The sequence below is a fragment of the Lentimonas sp. CC4 genome (assembly GCF_902728235.1).
In the GTDB taxonomy this organism is placed as follows: Bacteria; Verrucomicrobiota; Verrucomicrobiia; order Opitutales; family Coraliomargaritaceae; genus Lentimonas.
On record NZ_CACVBO010000002.1, the window covers coordinates 137,634 to 158,618 of the forward strand.

13 protein-coding genes are annotated in these 20,985 nt (G+C 49.6%); 11 read left to right on the forward strand and 2 right to left on the reverse strand.

Annotated elements, in window-relative coordinates; all coding sequences use genetic code 11:
• The first annotated feature begins 475 nt into the window (after positions 1-475).
• From GZZ87_RS17435 to GZZ87_RS17450, 4 genes are all read left to right on the forward strand, one after another.
• Entirely contained in the window at positions 476-2,422 is a 1,947-nt protein-coding gene (locus tag GZZ87_RS17435) for an ATP-binding protein (RefSeq protein ID WP_162028230.1), read from the forward strand.
• Positions 2,422-3,075 (forward strand): response regulator transcription factor, encoded by a 654-nt coding sequence (locus tag GZZ87_RS17440; RefSeq protein ID WP_162028231.1) that lies wholly within the window; start codon positions 2,422-2,424, stop codon positions 3,073-3,075. The genes GZZ87_RS17435 and GZZ87_RS17440 overlap by 1 nt, the downstream gene beginning before the upstream one ends.
• A gap of 526 nt (positions 3,076-3,601) precedes the next feature.
• Positions 3,602-5,113, forward strand: a complete 1,512-nt coding sequence (locus tag GZZ87_RS17445) for an alpha-L-fucosidase (RefSeq protein ID WP_162024890.1) — start codon at positions 3,602-3,604, stop codon at positions 5,111-5,113.
• A 232-nt stretch (positions 5,114-5,345) separates the two neighbouring features.
• Positions 5,346-6,104 carry a PEP-CTERM sorting domain-containing protein gene (locus GZZ87_RS17450; RefSeq protein WP_162024889.1) on the forward strand — a complete coding sequence of 253 codons (759 nt, stop codon included), beginning with the start codon at positions 5,346-5,348 and terminating at the stop codon, positions 6,102-6,104.
• Between the two features lie 362 nt (positions 6,105-6,466).
• Here the strand turns inward: GZZ87_RS17450 and GZZ87_RS17455 are convergent, their stop codons facing one another.
• Both GZZ87_RS17455 and GZZ87_RS17460 read right to left on the reverse strand, forming a co-directional pair.
• On the reverse strand, positions 6,467-7,123 hold the full coding sequence (locus GZZ87_RS17455; RefSeq protein ID WP_162024888.1) for a response regulator transcription factor: 657 nt from the start codon (positions 7,121-7,123) through the stop codon (positions 6,467-6,469).
• A 1-nt stretch (position 7,124) separates the two neighbouring features.
• Positions 7,125-9,107 carry a histidine kinase gene (locus GZZ87_RS17460; RefSeq protein WP_162024887.1) on the reverse strand — a complete coding sequence of 661 codons (1,983 nt, stop codon included), beginning with the start codon at positions 9,105-9,107 and terminating at the stop codon, positions 7,125-7,127.
• 411 nt (positions 9,108-9,518) lie between these two features.
• Between GZZ87_RS17460 and GZZ87_RS17465 the strand changes: the two genes are divergently transcribed.
• The 7 genes from GZZ87_RS17465 (at position 9,519) to GZZ87_RS17495 (ending at position 20,921) form a co-directional block, all read left to right on the forward strand.
• Positions 9,519-10,394: a hypothetical protein gene (locus tag GZZ87_RS17465; protein ID WP_162024886.1), complete on the forward strand. Its 876-nt coding sequence runs from the start codon at positions 9,519-9,521 to the stop codon at positions 10,392-10,394.
• Between the two features lie 327 nt (positions 10,395-10,721).
• A complete protein-coding gene (locus tag GZZ87_RS17470; protein ID WP_162024885.1) occupies positions 10,722-11,480 on the forward strand; it encodes a PEP-CTERM sorting domain-containing protein in 759 nt (252 codons plus the stop codon).
• 121 nt (positions 11,481-11,601) lie between these two features.
• Positions 11,602-14,511, forward strand: a complete 2,910-nt coding sequence (locus tag GZZ87_RS17475) for a sulfatase (RefSeq protein ID WP_162024884.1) — start codon at positions 11,602-11,604, stop codon at positions 14,509-14,511.
• A 187-nt stretch (positions 14,512-14,698) separates the two neighbouring features.
• Positions 14,699-14,959 (forward strand): hypothetical protein, encoded by a 261-nt coding sequence (locus tag GZZ87_RS17480; protein WP_162024883.1) that lies wholly within the window; start codon positions 14,699-14,701, stop codon positions 14,957-14,959.
• Between the two features lie 148 nt (positions 14,960-15,107).
• Entirely contained in the window at positions 15,108-16,949 is a 1,842-nt protein-coding gene (locus GZZ87_RS17485) for a sulfatase (RefSeq protein WP_244648084.1), read from the forward strand.
• Between the two features lie 301 nt (positions 16,950-17,250).
• Positions 17,251-19,557 carry a glycoside hydrolase family 95-like protein gene (locus GZZ87_RS17490; RefSeq protein WP_162024881.1) on the forward strand — a complete coding sequence of 769 codons (2,307 nt, stop codon included), beginning with the start codon at positions 17,251-17,253 and terminating at the stop codon, positions 19,555-19,557.
• A gap of 233 nt (positions 19,558-19,790) precedes the next feature.
• Positions 19,791-20,921 (forward strand): alpha/beta hydrolase, encoded by a 1,131-nt coding sequence (locus GZZ87_RS17495; RefSeq protein ID WP_162051138.1) that lies wholly within the window; start codon positions 19,791-19,793, stop codon positions 20,919-20,921.
• Positions 20,922-20,985 lie beyond the last annotated feature (64 nt).

Here is a 20,985-nt window from a genome sequence, read left to right on the forward strand (position 1 = left end):
CTTTTACTGGCCGCAGCCGTGGTGGCTAATTTATCCTACTAAGTAGCGTGTGGGCAGGGTGACGGGGTAGGGGGGAACGGCAATGAGTCATTAAATGGCCGGTTCCCACTGAATATAGGCTTCGTGGACATAATTCCGAGGTAGAGCGGGCCCTAGCGGGCGAGTGTTGTGTTATCGGTGGACGTCGTCTCTCTTTGTGTCAGAGACTCGTAATGTATTAATTGATCACGTAATCACTATAAGTATGGAAGGTGTGTTAACTGTAAGTTATAGTGTTGTAGTGTTCTGGTTTTTCTGGGTGGATATCACAGATAGGGTGGGGCTTTGTCGGGTGGAGCGTAGTGGTTGTATCTCACGGATCTAAGGCGGTGATATGGATGATTCTTCAAAACTTGAAATATTCACTGGTCGACTTAGCTGAATTTATAACTAAACCTATCACATTGTTTTGATCACATATTTAGTTAGATTTCGGATGCTTATCGCTGTCCTGCTTTGTTTCAATTCGTTGTTTGCTACAGCGGGAGAGACTACACTCGCGGGCATACCATTGTCTGAGTTAGAAGCTCGAGTGGATGCGATCGATGGCAAGTTGCAGGGGTTGGCACATTCAAGTCTCAATACAGGAGTAGGTGCGATTGGTTATCGTTCAGATAACTATAAAGACTCCGATCACTTGGAGTGGATTCGAATCGATTTAGAGCAAACTTGCTTAGTGGATCAAATTATTTTGGTGCCAACTGTTTGGCGAGATCTGAAACAAGGATTTGTGGCTGATGCATTTCCGAGTGCATTTCGTATTTTGGCGGGTTCTGAGGGGGATACCGAGGGGCATGTGATCGTCGAATATGATTCAGGCCTATCACCTTTAGTAAGTATTGCTCCTGTCATTTTTCCGATTGATCCCATTGAAGTGTCATGGGTGCGCTTAGAGGCGACGCGACTGTCGACACGAGCGCGCGATGGTAGATATATACTACAGTTGGCTGAAATGATGGTTTATGAGGGGCCGCAGAATCAAGCATTGCGCAAGCCAGTGACGAACTCTCCAAATCGGTTTTTCAGTAATGCGTGGAATCCGATGTGGTTGGTTGACGGTATCTTACCCTACGTAATGAATGCAGCGCAGGGACAGAAGAGTCTACCAATGATCAGTCGAGTTGGCATTGGAGATAACGCACAGATTTCAATCGATTTGGAGGGGGATTATCCTTTGTCCCGACTGCGTTTACATGCAGTCGGGCAGGGCGATACCATGCCACAGGCCTATCCCGGTGATTTTGGTATACCCAGACAGTTTATATTAGAAGGGGCGCATCAGTCGGATTTCTCGGACGCAACGGTGTTACTGGATGTTAGTTTTACAGATGTCTTTCAGACTGGACCGATCATGGAGTGGGCGTTTTCAGAAACATATTGTCGCTACGTCCGTTTAATCGCGCTTGAACCCTATATGTTTAAGTCCGTGAATACTTCTGGCACGCGAATTGGGTTTGCCGAGATAGAGCTTTTGACTGATTCAGGAAATGTTGCAGTGGGTAAGCCAGTGACAACAGACATTCGGCTAAGTTCGGAAAGGGAGAATGCAGTGGCTTTAACAGACGGGAATAATCTCTATGGGAATATTTTGCCGGTTCGCACATGGCTGGAGCAATTGGCTTATCGGCGAGACTTAGAGGCAGAACGTCCTATCATAGTCGCTGAACTGGCTCTACGTTATATGAAGCAGAAGATGTATTTACGCTGGTTGGCTTGGATTGCGGTGCTACTTGCCGGCGGGATCGCATTTTCTGTTTTTTACTCTCGCATGGCGCGACAACGCCAAGAGGTGAGGATTCGTGAACGGATCTCGGCAAACTTACATGATGAGTTGGGCGCCAATCTACATGCCATTGGTTTATTGGGGGATTTAGCGAAGGATGCGGTCGATAGCCGAGAAGACCTGATCGATACGGTCGATCGTATTCGTGCACTCACGATGCGAACTGGTAAAGCTGCGAGTAATTGTGCGAACCTTTTGGAGGCAGACGGATTTTGTGAGGACTTGGTTACTGAGATGCGGCAGGATGTCGCTCATTTACTTGGCGATTTACAACATAGTTTTGAAGTCGAAGGGGAGCAGCTCTTAATGCAGATAAGACGACGCACCCGGCTTGATCTATATCTTTTTTATAAAGAGGCACTGACGAATATTATTCGTCATTCGGGGGCGACTCGAGTTTCGACACGCTTAATTGCGGATGCGAATTTCATTCGACTGACTGTGACGGATAATGGTGATGGTTTGAATGAATCAGTGCCGAAGGCGCTTGCACGTCGTGCACGTATGCTCCGTGCTGATTTTAATGTGGATCAGCCAGAAGTTGGTTCTGGCACGCGAATCAATTTAAGGATTAAAAATCGAAAATTTGGATTTCTATAATGGAAGAATGTATACAAGTCATGTTAGTTGAGGATAATCGCGAATATCGCGATGTTATTGATTTGGCCTTATCACGGGACAAGGACTTGGAGCTCATGAGTGAGTTTGTGACGGCCGAGATCGCGTTGCGTAGTGTGCAAGGTAATTCGCCAAGGCTTCCTGATGTTGTATTACTGGATCTACGCCTTCCAGGGATGAGTGGGCACGAAGCGTTACCATATTTCATTGAAGCGATGCCGAAGGCGAAAGTCATCATGTTGACGCAGTCCGATAAGGAAGAAGATGTGCTGAAGGCAATTTCACTTGGAGCGGCTGGTTACTTGTTAAAATCATCAACCATAACTGAGATCAAAGATGGAATACGCCTCGTCGCTGGTGGTGGTGCGAGTCTAGATCCTTCGGTCGCTAAGTATGTGCTAAGCACTCTGAAGACTAAGTTACCCAAAGAGGTGCTTGAATCTGCTCTGAGTGAACGGGAAATGGAAGTGCTAGTGCTTCTAAGTGAAGGGTTCGTGAAGAAAGAAATCTGCGACCAACTGGGAATAGGGTATTCGACCGTCGATACTCATGTTCGACATATTTATGAAAAGTTAAATGTGCGTAACGCGCCTTCGGCGATCACTAAGGCGTTTCGTCTCGGGTTATTTGATTAGTCCTGGTTGACACTCTACCTGTCGTCGTTGTTGGTGATGTTTAGATCATCCCATATTCAGGACTTAAGAGGGAGGAGTCGGATATTAGTCTTTGGCGGTGCAGGGCTAGGGGCGTGCGATGTTGTCGCCAATCTGGCGAACGGTCATATATGTGTAATACCAACATGCGACTAAAACTGGTAAAAAGGTTTAACCGCAGAGATCGCTGAGTGCGCCGAGGAGAAGGGGCGGGCTGCGTGAAATGCTCTGCGTCAGCTCTCAGCGTGCTCTGCGATCTCTAGCGTAGCGGGCGGTTAACAAATACAGCTGAAAAGTATTCACAGTGGTCTTCCCTTCGATGGCTACATACTACCAGAAAATGTCAAAGGATAGTGTAAGGCACTGATCCGCAGTTCTCACTCCTGCCTCCTGACTTCTAAGTAATCTTTTAAGGAGCCTCTCGTTTATCACGTGAACGCGGGGTATTGTGCCAGTTTCTCTGTGTTATACTGTTCGAAATATCCCCCTGAGAAACGATTATAGAACGATGCAATATAAACTCTTACTGACTCTAAGCTTGGCAGGTCTCACATCTGCTTTTGCAGAACAAACCGATTTGATCCAACCGATCGATGCGAATTGGGAGTCGCTGGCGGCGAACTATCAGGTGCCGGATTGGTTTGTCGATGGTAAGCTGGGGGTTTGGTTTCATTGGGGTATTCCTTCGTCGATCGATGATGGTCGTCCGCATGATGGCTCACACTATGGGGCTTGGATGTATGGCACTGAGGGGCAGTTGAGTGCTTCGAAGCACCCGGAGGCAGTGCAGCGCCTTACGGATTGGCATGATACGCACTATGGGCCTCATGCAGAGTTTGGTTACGAAGATCTCATTCCCCGTTTTACGGCAGACAATTGGGATCCGGATGCGTTGGTCGCATTAGTTAAGGACGTGGGTGCTCATTTCATCATGCCAGTGGCGACACATCATGATAATTTCGACATGTATGATTCCTCCCATCCTTGGAATTCCGTCGAAATGGGGCCGAAGCGCGACACGCTCCAAGAGTGGAAAGATGCCGCTACGAAATACGGTCTTAAGTTCGGGGTCTCGACGCACTTGTATTGGTCTCCTCGGTTCTTCAATTCCGCACGTCAATACCAAGAGCCTGGCACACTGGAGTGGAGTTTATTTAATATGGATTACGACCCAAAGGGTTATACCAAGCAGGACTCGTGGAACGAGCATTGGTATGAGCGCTGTTGGGAAGTGATCGAGAAATACGACCCTGATATGTTTAACAACGACTCGCCGTATCCCACCATCGGGACGGGGAAGGGACTCGGCATCAAGCTCTTCACTGATTACGTGAATAAGGATTTGCAGGAAAATGGCGGCAAGCAAGATGTCGTGCTCTCCTTTAAAAACGGCAGTGCCGACCGCCGCGCTTTTACTTATAATCTCGAGCGCGGCAGTGCTGCCGAGATCGAGATCGAGCCATGGATGTGGGCAACTGATCTTTCTGGCACATGGTTTTACCGCGACGGGGCGACAAACCGGATGAGCATCCCGACCATGGTGGGCAACGCCATCGATTCGATTAGTAAGAATGGTGTAGTCATGCTTAACATCGCCCTGACAGGGGAAGGCTCGATCCCGGACAATCAGATGGAGTATTTGAATGCCTTCCGCGACCTCATGCACATCAATGGTGAAGGCATCTATGGTTCTCGCCCATGGAAAGTTTTCGGAGAAGGCCCTGTCGTCATTAAATTTGGTCGGGGCAATGAGAACCATACGGCATTCAGCCAGCAAGATATTCGCTTCACCACAAAAGACGGCGATCTTTACGCTTTTGTGCTCGTTCCACCCACTGAAGATATTGTGATTAAAACGCTAGCGAGTGGGGGACTGCTTGAAGCATCAATCAAGGATGTAACCATGCTCGGCAGCGATGAGACGATCGCATGGGATCGCAACACAGACGGGCTTTCTATTAAGTTACCGAAGGACTTGCCCGATTCACTTGTGACTGGCTTTAAGATTCGTCTGAAGTAGCACGATTGGGCGAGAGGTTTCGGCGAAACGCACGGTGAGCGTATCGATCGCTTTTGCAGCGTTTGTTCTCTGCTTGAAATGACTTCGCAAGTATTTGGCTCTACGGGTGCAGGGGGATCCTGCTCAGGCAATTAATTTAATAATGTTATTGTTGATAATCGCATAATATGTTGCACTTCAACTGTCTAACTTACAGTAGCCCCAAAATAAATACGAGAATACCCCTCCTCTTATGAAAAAAATATTACCAACTGGTTTAATTTTTACCGTTGCATCGCTTGCGCTCGTCCAAGCCTCGAATGCCGCAGCAGTTCTTATCGATGAAGATTTTTCGACGATAAGCGTTACAAGTAGCAGTCGCTACTCTGATGGCAACGTCGGCGACTGGGTGTCGCGTTATAGTAACTGGTCAACCGCAGGAACGGGCGCTGCCCGAGCGCTGACCGCTGATTTGAGCCAAGGAAATAACGAAACTCCGGTCGAGCTTTTGTTTGCGGTGAGTGAATCGGACACGAGCCTGACGGAAATTTCGATTTCTTTCGACTACACAGTGCCAGCAGATGCGACTCTCTTTTTCTATGTAGCTGGATACGAAGGACCTTTGACGACTGGCCTTAGTGGCCGTTTGACTGGCACGGATGGCGAATATCAGCTTGGTGGCAGTGATGATTTTGACGGACATTTGGGGGCCGGTTACACTCTGCTAGGCGGTGCGACACCTACGGGGTTGGCTGCTACTGCGCTTGCGACATTAAGCAATGCTTCGAGCACGTTTAATCAGACCTACAATATCTCTGCTTTCGGTGGTGGAGGATTTAGCATCGCTGATTTTGATTACATGACCGTGGTCTTTGGAATCGACACGACATTAACGGCCGGATCGATTACGGTTGATAATTTCAACATGACCGCCATCCCCGAGCCAGGCACATACGCACTACTTGCTGGTTTGACTGGACTGGTCTTCGTGATGGTTCGCCGTCGTCGATAAGAGGCTCTTTTCCGGAGCTCTATCATTTCATTCAATCCCGTCCACCTTTTGGTGCGGCGGGATTCTTTGTATCTAAAAGTGCTTTTAAAAATGAGGCGGATTCTCTATGCGATCGGCTGAAAACAGCGATCAACCTAGAAAGAGTAGTCAGAAAACAGATGACAGAGGGCAGTTTTGAGATTCAGCGAGTTATGGACTTTCGCGCTTCGCCTTCCGAGCGCAGCGACACTCAACCGAAGGGCGAAGCCAAATGGCGAGGGGCAATATTGCTTTAAGTGCCTAATCCTCAGCGACTGGCTTCTGTTCTCTGACCTCCGACTTCTGGATTTAGTATCAACAATGCACCGATGGATGTGCATCAATCACTTTAAAATGTTTTTTTTGTATGCGACGCCGATCGCTTGTGGAGCGTTGGCTACGCCTAGCTTCTCGTAGATGTTTCTGATGTGAGCAGCTACGGTGAAGAAGCTCAGGTTGAGCTTCGCCGCGATTTCTTTTTTCACGAGTCCGTCAGCGATTAGGTTCAGCACCTCAATTTCTCTTTCACTGAGCGTCTCAGTGTCTGCGGGGGCGCCTTTCTTGTGCTTAAAATGATTGAGCAGGTATTTGGCCATCTCAGGATGGAGGATGGAGCCTCCATCGGCAACCGCTTGGATGCCATTTAGGATGTCCTCTACGGAAGATGACTTAAGGAGGTAGCCTGCAGCGCCTTGAGATATGGCACTGAGAAGATCGTCTTCTCGATTAGATTGTGTGAGGACGATGATTTTAGCGTCGGGCGCATGCTGCAGTAAGGAAGCCATCGCATCGAGACCAGAGGCTCCAGGTAACTGAAGATCCAACAAAATGAGGTTGATGGTCTTGGGGTTCGCCGCCAAGTAACTGATCCCGCGTTCAGCCGTGCCAGCCATACTTACCAATTCCATGTTGGGAGTGTGCTTGATAACTCGCTCCAAGACACTTCTGTATTCTTGGTTGTCTTCGACTAGCATTATTCGGATGAGGGCTTCTAGCTTCATATTAAGTGCGGTTGAAAATCGAAATCGAAGGGCGGACTTGTAGCAGGATGTGGGTGCCAGTGGCGCTATCGGACTTCACGGTCACTGTTGCTTTGAGTAGGCGTGCTCTGCGCTTGAGTGATTTGGGTAGACCGTCAGAGAAGCTGCCAGAGAGGCCACAGCCATTGTCTTTGATTGATAATTGGATGCCTTTATTCGTCGATTCCAGCTTGATCTCGCATCGAGTGGCATCGGCGTGTCGGCTGATATTCACAAGGCTCTCCTTGAAGAATAGGTAGAGATCGACTCGTCTACGTGCTGCTAATAATTCAAGGGCGTCTTCGCCATCGACTTCAAAGGTATAGTCGATGCCAATTAGGATACTTTTAGCGACGCGGCGCATATCGTTCACCAAATGGGCACTTAGTATGCCTTGTTGCATGTCAGTGCAGTGCCGTATGGATTGGCCTGTGCGTTCGGTGGTCGCTCGAATCTCGTCCACAGTCTCAGAGAGTTGCTCGGGTTCGTTGAGCATGTTCTTGGCTAAGTCACCGAGTAGGCCGATCGCATGGATATTGGCTCCGAGTTCATCGTGTAGGTCGGCAGCAAATCGTTCGCGGATATGAGCGATTTGTCTTTGATGAGTGATGCGGTAAAGCAGGAAGGCGATGATGATGCAAAAGGCGGCAACTGGTAGTAGCCATGCGATCAGCGCCAAGTTACGTTTTTGGCCAGCATAACGCGCCTTCAAAAGGGACTCAATGGTTACGAGTTCGGTTTCCAATTGTTCGCGACGTGCGAGTTGTTGCATCCATGCGAGCGGTGGCAGGATGTTGCCATAATAGTTCAACCCATCCGTTAACGTGGTGAAGGATCTGATGGGGTTACGAATCTCGAAATTCGCACTGACAGGCTTATGTTTTGCGACATTGACCCCGTCCGCGAAGATTTCAATTTCTGCGAAACCGAACATAGCTTTCTGTGTGCCGTGCGTCTCGTAGGCATTGGGCTCGAGCTCGGTTACTTTAATGTAGCGGCATTGAGTCTTATTGAGCGCTCGATGGATGATGGGGCCACACTCATGGATGGAGCTATAGTCATCGACCAGCAGTAGTGTCGCGTCTGAGAAATCTTCTTTGTCAGCGCCTTCGACTTGAATTTTTTCTGGAGTGCCAAGATTTTTGGCAAAGCCTTGGGGCACGGTATCGCTGAGTTCGACTGAATGTAGACGAATGGAGTCCACTGTGCAGCTGCGTTCTAAGTCGATCGTGATTGTATTGACCTGGTCACTACTGGTCGGAGTGATCATCGCGATGCTGGATTCACTCTTCGCGCCATCCATCAGGTAGGGAAGGTCGCCATCGACCGCAAAACGAGGTTGCCGATGTGGTGCGGTTGACATCTCAGGGGTTAGACTGCTCACCGGTTTGCGAAGCGCGACATTTTCGCGACCGCTGAACACCATAAACTCGGAGAGCTCTAGGTAGTAGTTGTTATCAAATGTGTTACGCGAGAGTTCGACGGTTTCGATCCGCACCCATGAGGCCATCGTTGGCGGAATTGAGATTACCCTTGGGGCGATGCTGATGAGTTGCTCGTCGGTTTCTTCAACCGTCGCTAGTAATATCTCATCTCCACCTTCAGGAGGCACTGCAAACAATCTGAATTCCTTAGGAAACCCGTTGGCACGGAAACCGTTTACTTTGTCGCGTGTAATCGAGGGAACAATAATTATTTGGTCGATCAATGCTGGCTCTCGTAGCTCAACCTGTAGCCACTGCTGCTGTCTCGGCTCAGTGAAATAATCGGACCGAAAGCCAGTCGCACCGACTCCGCTGCGAAATCTAAATTGTGCTAGGTTGCCTAATTCAATACGGATGGATGCCGCGCGTTGTTCTAGCTCATCTGTGCTAAGAGTCTCCAGGTTCACCGAAGCACTTGCCTGGGTGAAAGGTAGGAGGCTCAGCGCAAACAGAAACAGTAGCTGGCTATAAAGCGGCGGCATCGACAGAATTTGGAGAGGAAAAGTGCGTGGATCGGAAAGGGGGAGGAGAGTCTGTAATCTCTATTCGAAGTGCCGTGTATGCAAACTTCAATCATGAACTCTTATAATAGAACAAACGTTCTATGGACGAATAAGTATATCAGTATTAATACTCACTGCGACCGTATTATTCCAACTTACCGTGCCATCTGAATTTTATCGGGTTTTAGGCATTCCCCAAGAATACTTGGAGATTATTCCAAGCGACGGAGAGGCAACACAGAACCTTTCTGATACGACGACTGCCTGATGCCGCCAGTGAGTGAAGATGACCTTCGAATTGAGGCGAAGTAACTACCGTAAAACCTGTCTATAGAACATACGTTCTATAGACAGGTTTTCTGTAAAAGGATAGACTGTTGAGCTGTTGATATGAACGCCCCGTGTGTGGTCGTCGCCATGACTTGCAGGATCAACGCACTAGCAATCGCCATGAAAATGTCCGTCCCACTCTTATCCCTTTCAGCTGTGTGCTTATGTGCTGCAGTATCATCTCATGCTGCAGTGACCCTGATCGATGACAATTTTGCCTCTGGCAGTGTGTCTTCCAGTGGAACCGTATTTTCGGAAGTGGGTAATGGCTGGGTTCAAACGGGTGGAACCTGGGAGATTTCAGGCGGAGCCTTGACCAATACATCGATCGACGTGGATGCCGGTGATCGTGGTGTTGCATATATGATTGATTTGTCCGACTTGGGACTGACTGCGAGTGATACTGTGCTCAGTATTTCGTTTGATTTCACAGCTCAAGGAAGTGATGGGCTATATCTCAATATTTTTGGTTATAATACGACGGTGAACGCCGCGAGAGGTGGCTCTCATATGATTAATGCCGGAGCGACCAATGGGAACGCATGGACAAGTGGGCGCGGTGTGGATACAAACACCCCCGCGAGTGATAAATGGGCCATCACCAATTTTGTGACTGGTGCCGCGCAAGGTGTCGATGAGCCGAATCGTGGTGATGCTATTTCTGCGTTTTCATTTGGTGGAACTGCAGCAGGCAGTGTATCACAACGCTTTGATCTGTCGACGATCACCAGTGGCGGGGCGACCAATATTGCGGGATATGATTACTTAGTCCTCTGTATTACTAGAGTCGTGCCAGTGGGACTGACGGCCGATTCGGTAACGATTGATAATGTCAAGCTAGTCACGATTCCAGAGCATGGAGCCTACGCGCTGCTGGCAGGATTGACTGGGTTGTTATCCGTTCTCGGCCGTCGTCGCTACTCATCGTTGTTTTAAGGGATAAAAAAACGCCGGTGCGCAGTGGTCTCCCTGTCGGCTTTTTGTCGATCACATACGAAGGGCAACGAATGCTGCAAGTCCATTGGACTTTGATCGTTAGCGTCCTATCGATTGAACCCAGATTACGAATGGCGTGCAGGACGCCACCTCAACCTGTTTTGAGCCCCCATGCATCCTATGAATCGCGAAAAACAAGTCAGAATAGAACATACGTTCTATAGACGTATATTTTCAATAATGTTATTATGTAACAGTCGTATGAGAAAGCCGTCTCAGAGTGTCTCACTCCTACTTAATACACGAATAACAATAACGAAAAACCTTATGAAAAAAAATATCCCAACCTGCATAATGTTCGCCGCTGCTTCGCTCGCGCTGGTTCAAGTCTCGAATGCCGCAGCCGTTCTTATCGATGATGATTTTTCATCTTCAAACGTTACTTCTGGCATTCGCTACTATGAGGCCGATGTCGGCGACTGGGTGTCACGTTATGATAACTGGAACACCACAGGAACGGACGCTGCACGAGCGCTGACCGCTGATTTGAGTCAGGGAAATAATGAAACTCCGGTCGAGCTTTTGTTTTCGGTGAGTGAGTCGGACACGAGCTTGACGGAAATCTCGATTTCTTTCGACTACACAGTGCCTGATGATGCCACTCTCTATTTCTATGTAGCCGGATACGAAGGGCCTCTTACGTCAGGTCTTCAATCTCGTCTGACTGGCACGAATGGCTCATATCTGACTACTTCCGCTGATGACTTTAACGGGCATTTGGGAACTGGTTACCTCTTGGGAACCGGCGGGACGCCTACAGGGGGTATTGGGACAGCGCTTGCGTCATTAACCAATATTTCGGGCACGTTTAGTCAGACCTACGACATCTCTGGTTTCGGTAGTGGTGGATTTAACATCACGGATTTTGATTACATGACCGTCGTCTTCGGAGTAGACACGACATTAACGAGTGGGTCGATTACGGTTGATAATTTCAATCTGACAGCCATCCCCGAGCCAGGCACTTACGCACTGCTCGCTGGTTTGACTGGACTGGTTGCAGTGATGGTGCGCCGTCGCCGATAGACTGCTCATTCATTCTTTTACTTAGCCAGTGTATGTTTTCATGCACTGGCTTTTTTGTTCCTCTTGTGATCTCAGGCTACCAGCCCGAACCTTTAAGCTTTAGCATCGTCTAAACTCATTAATGAAACCTAATATAAATATACATCCATCGATATTTCGACGGTTCCAAGTATGTCTGGTCGCTGTGTGTGCGATCTCTGCATCCTATACGGTTCTGTCTGCTCAGGATCGCCCTGAGCAACCCAACTTTGTCATGATCTTGGCCGACGACCTCGGCTGGCAGGATATAAAGAATTACGACACGGAAGCGCCGTATTCGGTCTTTGAAACGCCGTATATGGATCAAATGGCGACGGAAGGCACGAAGTTCCTCCAGGCGTATTCGCCAGCTTGTGTCTGCGCTCCGAGTCGCGCTGCGATTCTCACTGGCCATCATCCTGCGCGTCTTAATTTCACCACTGTGAGTGGAGGCACCACTGTCCCTCAGCCGAGCTCATTGAGTAGCCGTATGATGGACCCATATCATACGAGGCGATTGGAATTGGAGCAGGTCACCCTACCGGAATTACTTCGATCCAGTGGGTATATGAACGGTCATATCGGAAAGTGGCACCTTGAAGGGGATGATCCGACACAGCATGGATTTGATTATTCTGATGGTGATCGCGGCGTAACGCTTACTCTCGGGGATCGCACCACTGGTTTTACCTCGGATCTCGACGAAAATGGATTCGCGCAGGATCAGACGACGGATAATGCCTTTATTTTCATGGATCAAGCGGTCGCGGCGGATCAGCCTTTCTTTTGCTATTATGCCTCCTATCTGGTGCACGCCCCTTGGCATATTCGCACTGAGAGGCTACTGATCAAATATGCCGCCAAAATGGGCTATGAGTATCCACTCACGGGCGATGAGTTTTTTGCACCTGGGCAGAATAATCCTTATTACGCAGCGATGGTGGAGATGTTTGATTACAACGTGCATCGTATCATGACCTACTTAGAGGAGACCGATGACCCGCGCTGGCCGGGGCATAAGTTGATTGAAAATACCTACGTCTTCCTGACCTCAGATAATGGCGGCATGGAAAATGGCGATCCCCAAGGGAAAGTGACGGACAACTATCCCTTGGATCAAGGAAAGATCTTTCAAGAGGAGGGCGGATTGCGTGTGCCGTTTATTGCAATCGGTCCCGGCATTGCTGCGAACACGGAAAGCGAAGTGATGATCAACGGACTAGACTTTATGCCGACCATGCTGTCGCTCGCAGGCCTTACGATTCCCGAAGGGATGGACGGTTGTGACATCTCGACCTTGCTGCTCGACGATCCCCAAGATCCTGAGTTAGTGACGGATGCGGACGATGCAGTGCGCGATACCATGTATTGGCACTTTCCGAACTCACGTCTGAACTCCACCATTCGTAAGAGCGGATGGAAGCTCTTTAGAAACTACGATTATGTGAATAATGCGTCGAACAACCAGCATCGGCTCTATGAATTATACGATACTAATGGTGATCGGGTGGATATCGAAGAGGTCAACGACCAGTGGGATTCCAATACAGCTAAGACCACTGAATTGGCCGACGAGCTGGACGCATGGCTCACCGAAGTTGGGGCCAACATACCGTCTTACAATCCAAACTGCACCACTCCGTTGCCCAATCAGGAGTTTGTTCCCGCAGTGATTGCAACTGGAGGCTCTGGAAGTTTGGTATTTGTCGAGTATGAGACTGATAAAGCGGCCATGGCGCGGGTCGATTTGCTATACACATTGAATGGTGGAAGTGGCGAAGTTTGGTTTCGATTGCCAGCAACGATTACAGAACTCGGCCACGCCGAGGCAACCGTGCCTGAGGGCACGACGCACTATGTGTTTAACCTAATTGATGAAAATGATTTTTTGGTCAGTTATCCAGATGTCGGAACTTCAAGCGATGGCTTGCTCGATTCGAGTTTTGCACTCCCATATGTCGAACTTCCTTATGTAAACCCTGCGCCACAGACTACTATTTTTAGTGAAGATTTCTCGATCGCATCACTCGATAAAAACGGTCTCAAGCGAGATAGTGTGGGGTTTTGTGTCGGAAGTGAAAGCGCATGGACTATTTCCAGTGGCAAACTGAGTAACTCCAGCCTGGTAAATACAACGGTAAGCGAAGGAGCTGCCGCATGCATTATCGATCTTTCGACCTTGGATGACGCCTCTGTGGATCAGTTTACTCTGAGCTTTGACTATACGCTAGCTGAAGCGAATGAAACGCTTTACGTGCATGTTTGGGGGTATGTCGACCACAGTTCGACTGCGACAACCTCGATGATTAACGATGGGGCGTCTAATGGAAATGCGTGGGAAAAGGCGTCTCCGGCTTACATGACTGGCTATAATTTTGGGAATTTGAATGGAGCTTTTATTGGCGAGGAAGGCATCGCCGCTGATGCAGCCGTGGCACGGTCGGGGTTTCAAGGCCTGAACTCCTATGCCAAAACATTTGATCTCTCGGAGTTTACCACGGCTCCAAGCACGCTTGGAGCGTATGACTATCTCGTATTGGGCTTTACCCGTAACTTCAGCGGCAGCGCACCAGCCGCAACGATCGACAATGTGAAGGTCACTGTTCCAGATAGCGATGGCTATGTGGTGTGGGCGCACGAAAGTGGATTGAATGATGCAACCATCACTGCAGATCCAGATTTGGATGGGATTGTAAATCTTTTAGAATACGGTTTAGGGGGCGACCCGAACCAACCAGACTCGGGGGTGCTTCCATCTGTTGAAGTTGATACTGAAGAAATTAATACACTCACCTTCATCTATCGACGTTTACAGGATGATGGAGAGAGTGATCCACTAACTTATACACCCAAAATGAAATTAAATTTGAGTGATTCAGTGTGGTCGAGTGCTGGAATCGTCGAAGTCGACTCCGAGGATTTAGGTGATGCGTATGAGCAAGTCACTTGCACTGTCGACACCACGGGCCTTTCAACTGTGTTTATTCGTTTAGAAGTGGAGAGGTTGCTCTGAGAGATACCCACACACCGCAGGACGAGGCGGAGCCATCTCCCGAATGTGTGGGTTGCTTGGGGAGGGATGGCCTCTGCGCTGTCAGCCGAGCCTCAGCACAGAACCAAAGCACTCAACCAAAGCACCCACACACCGCAGGACGAGGCGGAGCTCATCCCTCCCGAATGTGTGGGTTGCTTGGGGAGGGATGGCCTCTGCGCCGTCAGCCGAGCCTCAGCACAGAACCTCAGCACTCAACCAAAGCACCCACACACCGCAGGACGAGGCGGAGCTCATCCCTCCCGAATGTGTGGGTTACTTGGGGAGGGATGGCCTCTGCTGCCTGCCGCGTTCTACGCTGCCGTCAGCCGAGCCTCAGCACTCAACCAAAGCACTCAACCAAAGCACCCACACACCGCAAGACGAGGCGGAGCTCATCCCTCCCGAACCGAATCATCCTAACTACTAACTTCTAACTCCTGAATATAATATGAGGATCCATTTTTCAGAATCTAAGCTTTGTCATGTAAATGCGCGATAGCGATTTGATCGGATAGGTGAGATCATTGGGATGATGGGCTCGTCGGTTTACCCGTTTAATAATTTTACTTTTTATGATGTTAAAGCGTTCTATTCTAATTCTTCTGGCTGCGGTCTCTACATCTGTAGCCAGCACGCGCCCAGCGCAGCCCAATATTCTACTCTTGTTGACCGACGATCTCGGTTGGCAGGATGTGAAATGCTATGATATTGATGAGCCATCTCCTTATGAGACGCCGAATATCGATGCGCTGGCCAAGAAGGGCGTGATGTTTTGGCAGGGCTATTCGCCGGCACCGACTTGCGCCCCGTCACGCTGCGCCATCATGAGCGGCAACCATCCAGCCCGCGCGCAAAAGACCCACGTCGTCGGCGGACATCCACCGTATGCCCTGAATAAGAACCGTGCGACCATGGACCCCTGGTATAGCGGGCGTATGCCAGCCGATGAGTTTACCCTCGCACGTGCATTGAAACAAGAAGGCTACGTAACGGGGCACTCTGGGAAGTGGCATATCGCAATCGACCACCATGCCTTTCCTCAGCCGGAGGATGTCGGGTTCGATTATACGCGTAGCTCACGTGGTGCGCACAGTGGCATGAAGAATCGCCTCTCTGGCTTTGCCACGGACGCAGCGGATGATCCGTTCCGTCTCGACGAGAATGGTTTTCCATTTCACCAGACCAACGATGACGCGCTCACTTTTATCAAAGAGAATAAGGATAAGCCGTTCTTTCTCTATTATGCGACTTGGTTGGTGCACTCACCGATGGTCACCCGTAACGAAGCGCTGTTGCAGAAGTATGTTGATAAGATGGGAGCCGATCCCGAGCATGTTTTAAAGCGGGAGGATGCCGGCCAACTCAATCCATTCTACGGTGCGATGGTGGAATCACTGGACTACTATGTGGGGCAAGTCTTCAAATACTTAGAGACAACTGAAGATCCGCGCTGGCCAGGGCATATGTTGAGCGAAAACACCTTCATTATCTTCACCTCCGACAACGGCGGCATGGAAGGCGGTCCGAAGGAACGCTATACGGACAACAACCCACTGGATCGTGGTAAGATTTCCGCTAAAGAAGGTGGCACACGTGTGCCTTTGATCATTGTTGGGCCAAATATTCCTGCCGGTGTGCAGACAGATGTGATGGCTAATGGCTTGGACTTTTACCCAACGATTCTATCGATGGTCGGTGCGGAAAAGCCTGAGGGAAAGAACCTCGACGGACTCGATCTATTGCCACTGTTGACCCAAGACCCGACGGATCCGACACTCGTCAAAGAGGCCGATGGCAGTGTGCGTGATACGATGATGTGGCACTTCCCACATGGTTACGCGATGGAGAGCACAGTGCGTGTGGGGGATTACAAGTTGATCCGTAAATACGATGCCTTGCTCAACCTGGAGCCACTCGAGCTTTACCGTCTCTACGATTCAAGCAACGGTTCTCAAGAACGCGTCGATATCGAAGAAGCCAAAAGCCTAGCGAAGGCCATGCCTGAAAAAACACAGGAGATGAACCGCTTGCTGACTGGAATGCTGACCGAAATGGATGCGAGCCTTCCGGGGAAGAACCCGAACTGTGCGCAGGCGTTACCAAACAAGGATCGTGTGCCAGTGGTGCTCGAAACCAAGCAGCAGGGGGCGATGGTTGGGGTGCGCTATGAAGAGCACGGTGCAAAGGTTATTCGCGCTGATTTGATTTATACACTCAATGGCGCGCAGAAATATGAAGAATGGTTTCGTGCACCAGCAGAATTGATCGGCAATGGAAAGGTGCTCGTGCAGTTGCCTGAAGGCACCACTCATTATTTTATCAACCTGACCGACGAAAATGGCTTTCTGATCAGTTATCCTGAGATTACGAGTCGTAAGACCCCGTTCGACCAAGTTGCCTTAACTGTGACAAAGTAACTAAATAATAAAGGTCGCTACGCCTGAGAATTAGACAAATAAAAGCGAAGCAATGAGTGTCTGGGGAATTGATCAATTAATGCTGATTAACAGTTACTCCATTTCGATGGGCTCTGGTGTCGAGTGTGATCTTGCGGTTACATTGGCATAACGATTCGAATATGATGCCAATCGCTTCACGGGAGTGCCCATTCACGAGTAGGCAGATAGATTTGATATCGAGTAAACGCGTGATAGCGGTTTTCTGTAGTTGATCTAGTATAAACGCCCCTATGTGTGATCATGTCGGGGGCACTTTATCATGAAATTATCTGCTACCTTATCCCTTGTTTGTGTGAGTCTCCTCACGTGCCTATCGTCAAACGCGTCCGTGCGCTCAGAAGTGGACTGGCCGAAGTTTTTAGAGCGCCATGACCTCGTCTGGACTGAAATGCCGACAGCCTGGCAGGATGGGCCATTTATGGGCAACGGGATGCTGGGCTCAATGTTGCATCAATTGGACGATCATACCTTGCGCATTAGCCTCGGCCGCACGGATGTCGAAGATCACCAAAAGGGTATCACGCCTTTTATCGCGCAGTCTCGTTTGCCAAATGGTTATTTTACGCTGAAAACGGTGGGGAAGATCACCGGCTTTGACGGGCGCTTGGATCTGTATAATGCCGAGACTCGTGCACGTGTGCTGACAGATAAGGGCCATATTGATTTACGTGCGATTGTGCACAGTGAAGATATGGTGATTCTCTACGACCTGCAGCCCTCTGCGGCGGAGTCAGCGCTTCAATTGGACTTTGTGCCGCTTAAGGCGATTGCGCCGGCGCGATTACAGGCAGAGATCGCCGTGAAACTGCAAGGCGACAAAGCACCATCGTCTCGTAAAAGTTGGGCGTCTGCAAAGTATAACTACAATCCAGACCCAGTTTTGAGTGAGATCTCTGGGGTTCAAACATCACGCCAGTTGTTGACTGCGGGCGGGGAAACGGGAACCGCATGGACTATTCAGGCCGAGGCGAATGGGCATACAGAATTACGCGTCTCGATCGAGCACAGCTATCCCGAGCAGACCGCGACGGAGGATGCGATTGCACACCTACAGGCGATCGAAGGCGAGTCCTTGGATAGCCTGGTCACGCGCCACCGTGTGTGGTGGCATCAATACTATCCGAAGAGTTTCATCAGCCTAGATGATACTCGAATGGAGAGCTTCTATTGGATTCAAGTTTACAAATTTGGCTCAGGGGCGCGTCAAGGCCGTGCCTATATGGACACGATGGGGCCATGGATGGTCGAGAATACCGCATGGGCGAATGGCTGGTTTAATCTCAACACGCAGCTGTCCTACTGGTTCCTCTCGACAGCGAACCGTATGGAAGTGGCCGAAAGCTTATTTACAAAACTCGATGAATGCCTACCTCAGTTGGTTGCCAACATGCCGGAGCAATACGGCGATGATTGTGCGGGGATGTCGACTATTGCGCCACAGACCTTTGTGAGTGCATTTCCTGCCGGGAGACTTGGCTTTACTGGCGAGCTGCTGTGGACCTGTCATGACTATTGGCTCATGCTGGAGCGCACCATGGATGCCAAGCGCACCACGGAGCAGTTCTTTCCACTGTTGAAGAAGTCGGTGAACACCTATCTGCACTTTATGGTGGAAGGGGAGGATGGACAGATCCATTTGCCCTATACACGTTCGCCCGAATATGGCTCTGGCGAGGATTGTAACTTCAATTTATCGCTCTTTCGCTGGGGCTGTAACACGCTGATCGAAATCGATGAGCGTTATGGGCTCAACGATCCACTGCTGCCTAAATGGAAGGACGTCGTCGCTCGTCTCGTCGACTATCCAACCAATGAGGATGGATATATGGTGGCAAAGGATTTTCCGTTTGAGAAATCACACCGTCACTATTCGCACTTGATGATGATTTATCCACTCTGCGAGATTAACATCGATCAGCCTGAGAACCGTGAACTCATTGCGAACTCGGTCGATCACTGGATCAATTATCCAGGCAGAGGTAATGCGGGCTATTCCTGGAGTGGGGCAGCCGCGATGTATGCCTTGCAGGCCGACGGCGAAACGGCAGCGAAGTATTTGGATATTTTTATGAACATGCAGGAGCTATATCCTGATAATCCTGCAATGATTCACCCGACGACAATGTATACCGAAACGGGGCGCATTCAACCAGTGACCGAGACGCCACTATCGCTGTGCGATTCGATGCAACTCATGTTACTACAGAGCTGGGGCGATACGATTCGCGTCTTTCCTGCCGTTCCTGAAGCATGGAAGAACCTTTCCTTCGAAGGACTCTTAGCGAAAGGCGGTTTTGAAATGAGCGCGACACGCACAGACGGACGCACGCAGTTTGTGTCTGTAAAGAGTCTTGCTGGTGAACCCTGCATCTTAAAGTTAGACTTCCAGCCGGCGCGCGTTGAAGGCATTGCGAAGTCAGCCGTCACGCGTTTGGACGATGGGCGCTTCGCGGTTGATTTGAAGCAGGGCGAAGCAGCGATTTTCTACGCAAAAGATGTCGAATCGGCCATTGTCGGCCCGGTGAAGGCTTTACCTGAAAACTGTAACACATTTGGTCTGAATTAAACTAAAAAGAGTAGTTAGAAGATAGGATTTAGGAGCTGATCATCAGTGATTTATGAACCATCCACCATTCGCCAAATGGCTTCGCCCTTCGGTTGCACCCAAGGGCATAATAAGTGTCGCTGCGCTCGGTAGCGCGACGGCAGACGAATCTCTAAGCGCTTCATTACCAAAGACTAATTTCTGACTCCTTACTTTTAACTCCTGAATATAAGATTAAACTGAACCTACCTCTCATGAAATATTTAACACACACCCTCACACCCTTACTCGCACTTCTTAGTGTAGTGAGTGTTCATGCACTTGAACCTCTGAAGGATTCGTCGGATCTGTATAATGAAATACAGGTGCAGAAACGCCTCGCTAGTCTGGATAAGAACCAAGATGGCCTGATTCAAGCGGATGAGTATGGCGACCAATGGAAGCGCAATGGTCGTCACGATACGAATAAGGATGGAGCACTGGATATTGAAGAACTGAGACATATTCCGCTGGCCTACATCGACAGTCCCGGTAAGCAGCTGCGTAACGTTTTGTTTAAGCGAACTGAGGACGCAGATGTGTTTTTGGATTTCTATTTTCCAGACGTGGATGACAGTTCTGAAAAACCTGTGGTTATTTATACTCACGGTGGCGGGTGGGCTGCTGGCAGCAAACATGGCGCTGGCAATGCATCGTTTAATGTCGTGCACAAGGCGCTACTAAAGGAGGGTTTTTGCGTGCTCTCGGTTGGCTATCGATTGGTTAAGAAGGGCGGGGACACTGCGATGCGTGACTGTGTGATCGATGCGAAGGATGCACTTCGCTTCGTTTCCGCTTATCGTAAAGAGCTCGGAATTGATCCGAATAAGATCTACACCTTCGGCGATTCTGCCGGTGGGCATCTCGCACAAATGGTGCTACTGGCTCCGCCCGAGAGTCTGCAGGGTGATCCGGAACTGGCGAAATACAGCTATAAGACCGTGGCGGGTGTTTCCTGGTATGGGCCATGCGATTTCGAAGACGAGCAGTTGTTTAACCACGACGATCGTGAGAACTTTAGAGATCGCTTCGGGCCACGTATCATGGGCTCGGATACAGGGCCACAAGACAAGTTGGGGCGTTACCGCGAGATGAGCCCTGTGAACTACCTGACCAAAGACAGTCCCGCGCTATTGATGATTCAGGGCGATGGCGATACGACGATTCCTGTAAAGCAGGCTTACCGTATGGAGCAGGCATTAGAGACCATCGATGCACCCGTCGAGATCATGATCATCAAGAATGCGGGACACAACTGGCGTCAAGCCGACGGTAAAACTCCGATCGAACCGGGCCGCACTGTAATCATTCAGAGCACGATTGACTTTATTTTAGAGCATAAATGATGATCGTGTGAGAGGTTTATCTAGCTGATCACTCGCAGTGCGATGGTGTGCAGTTGGTAGCAAT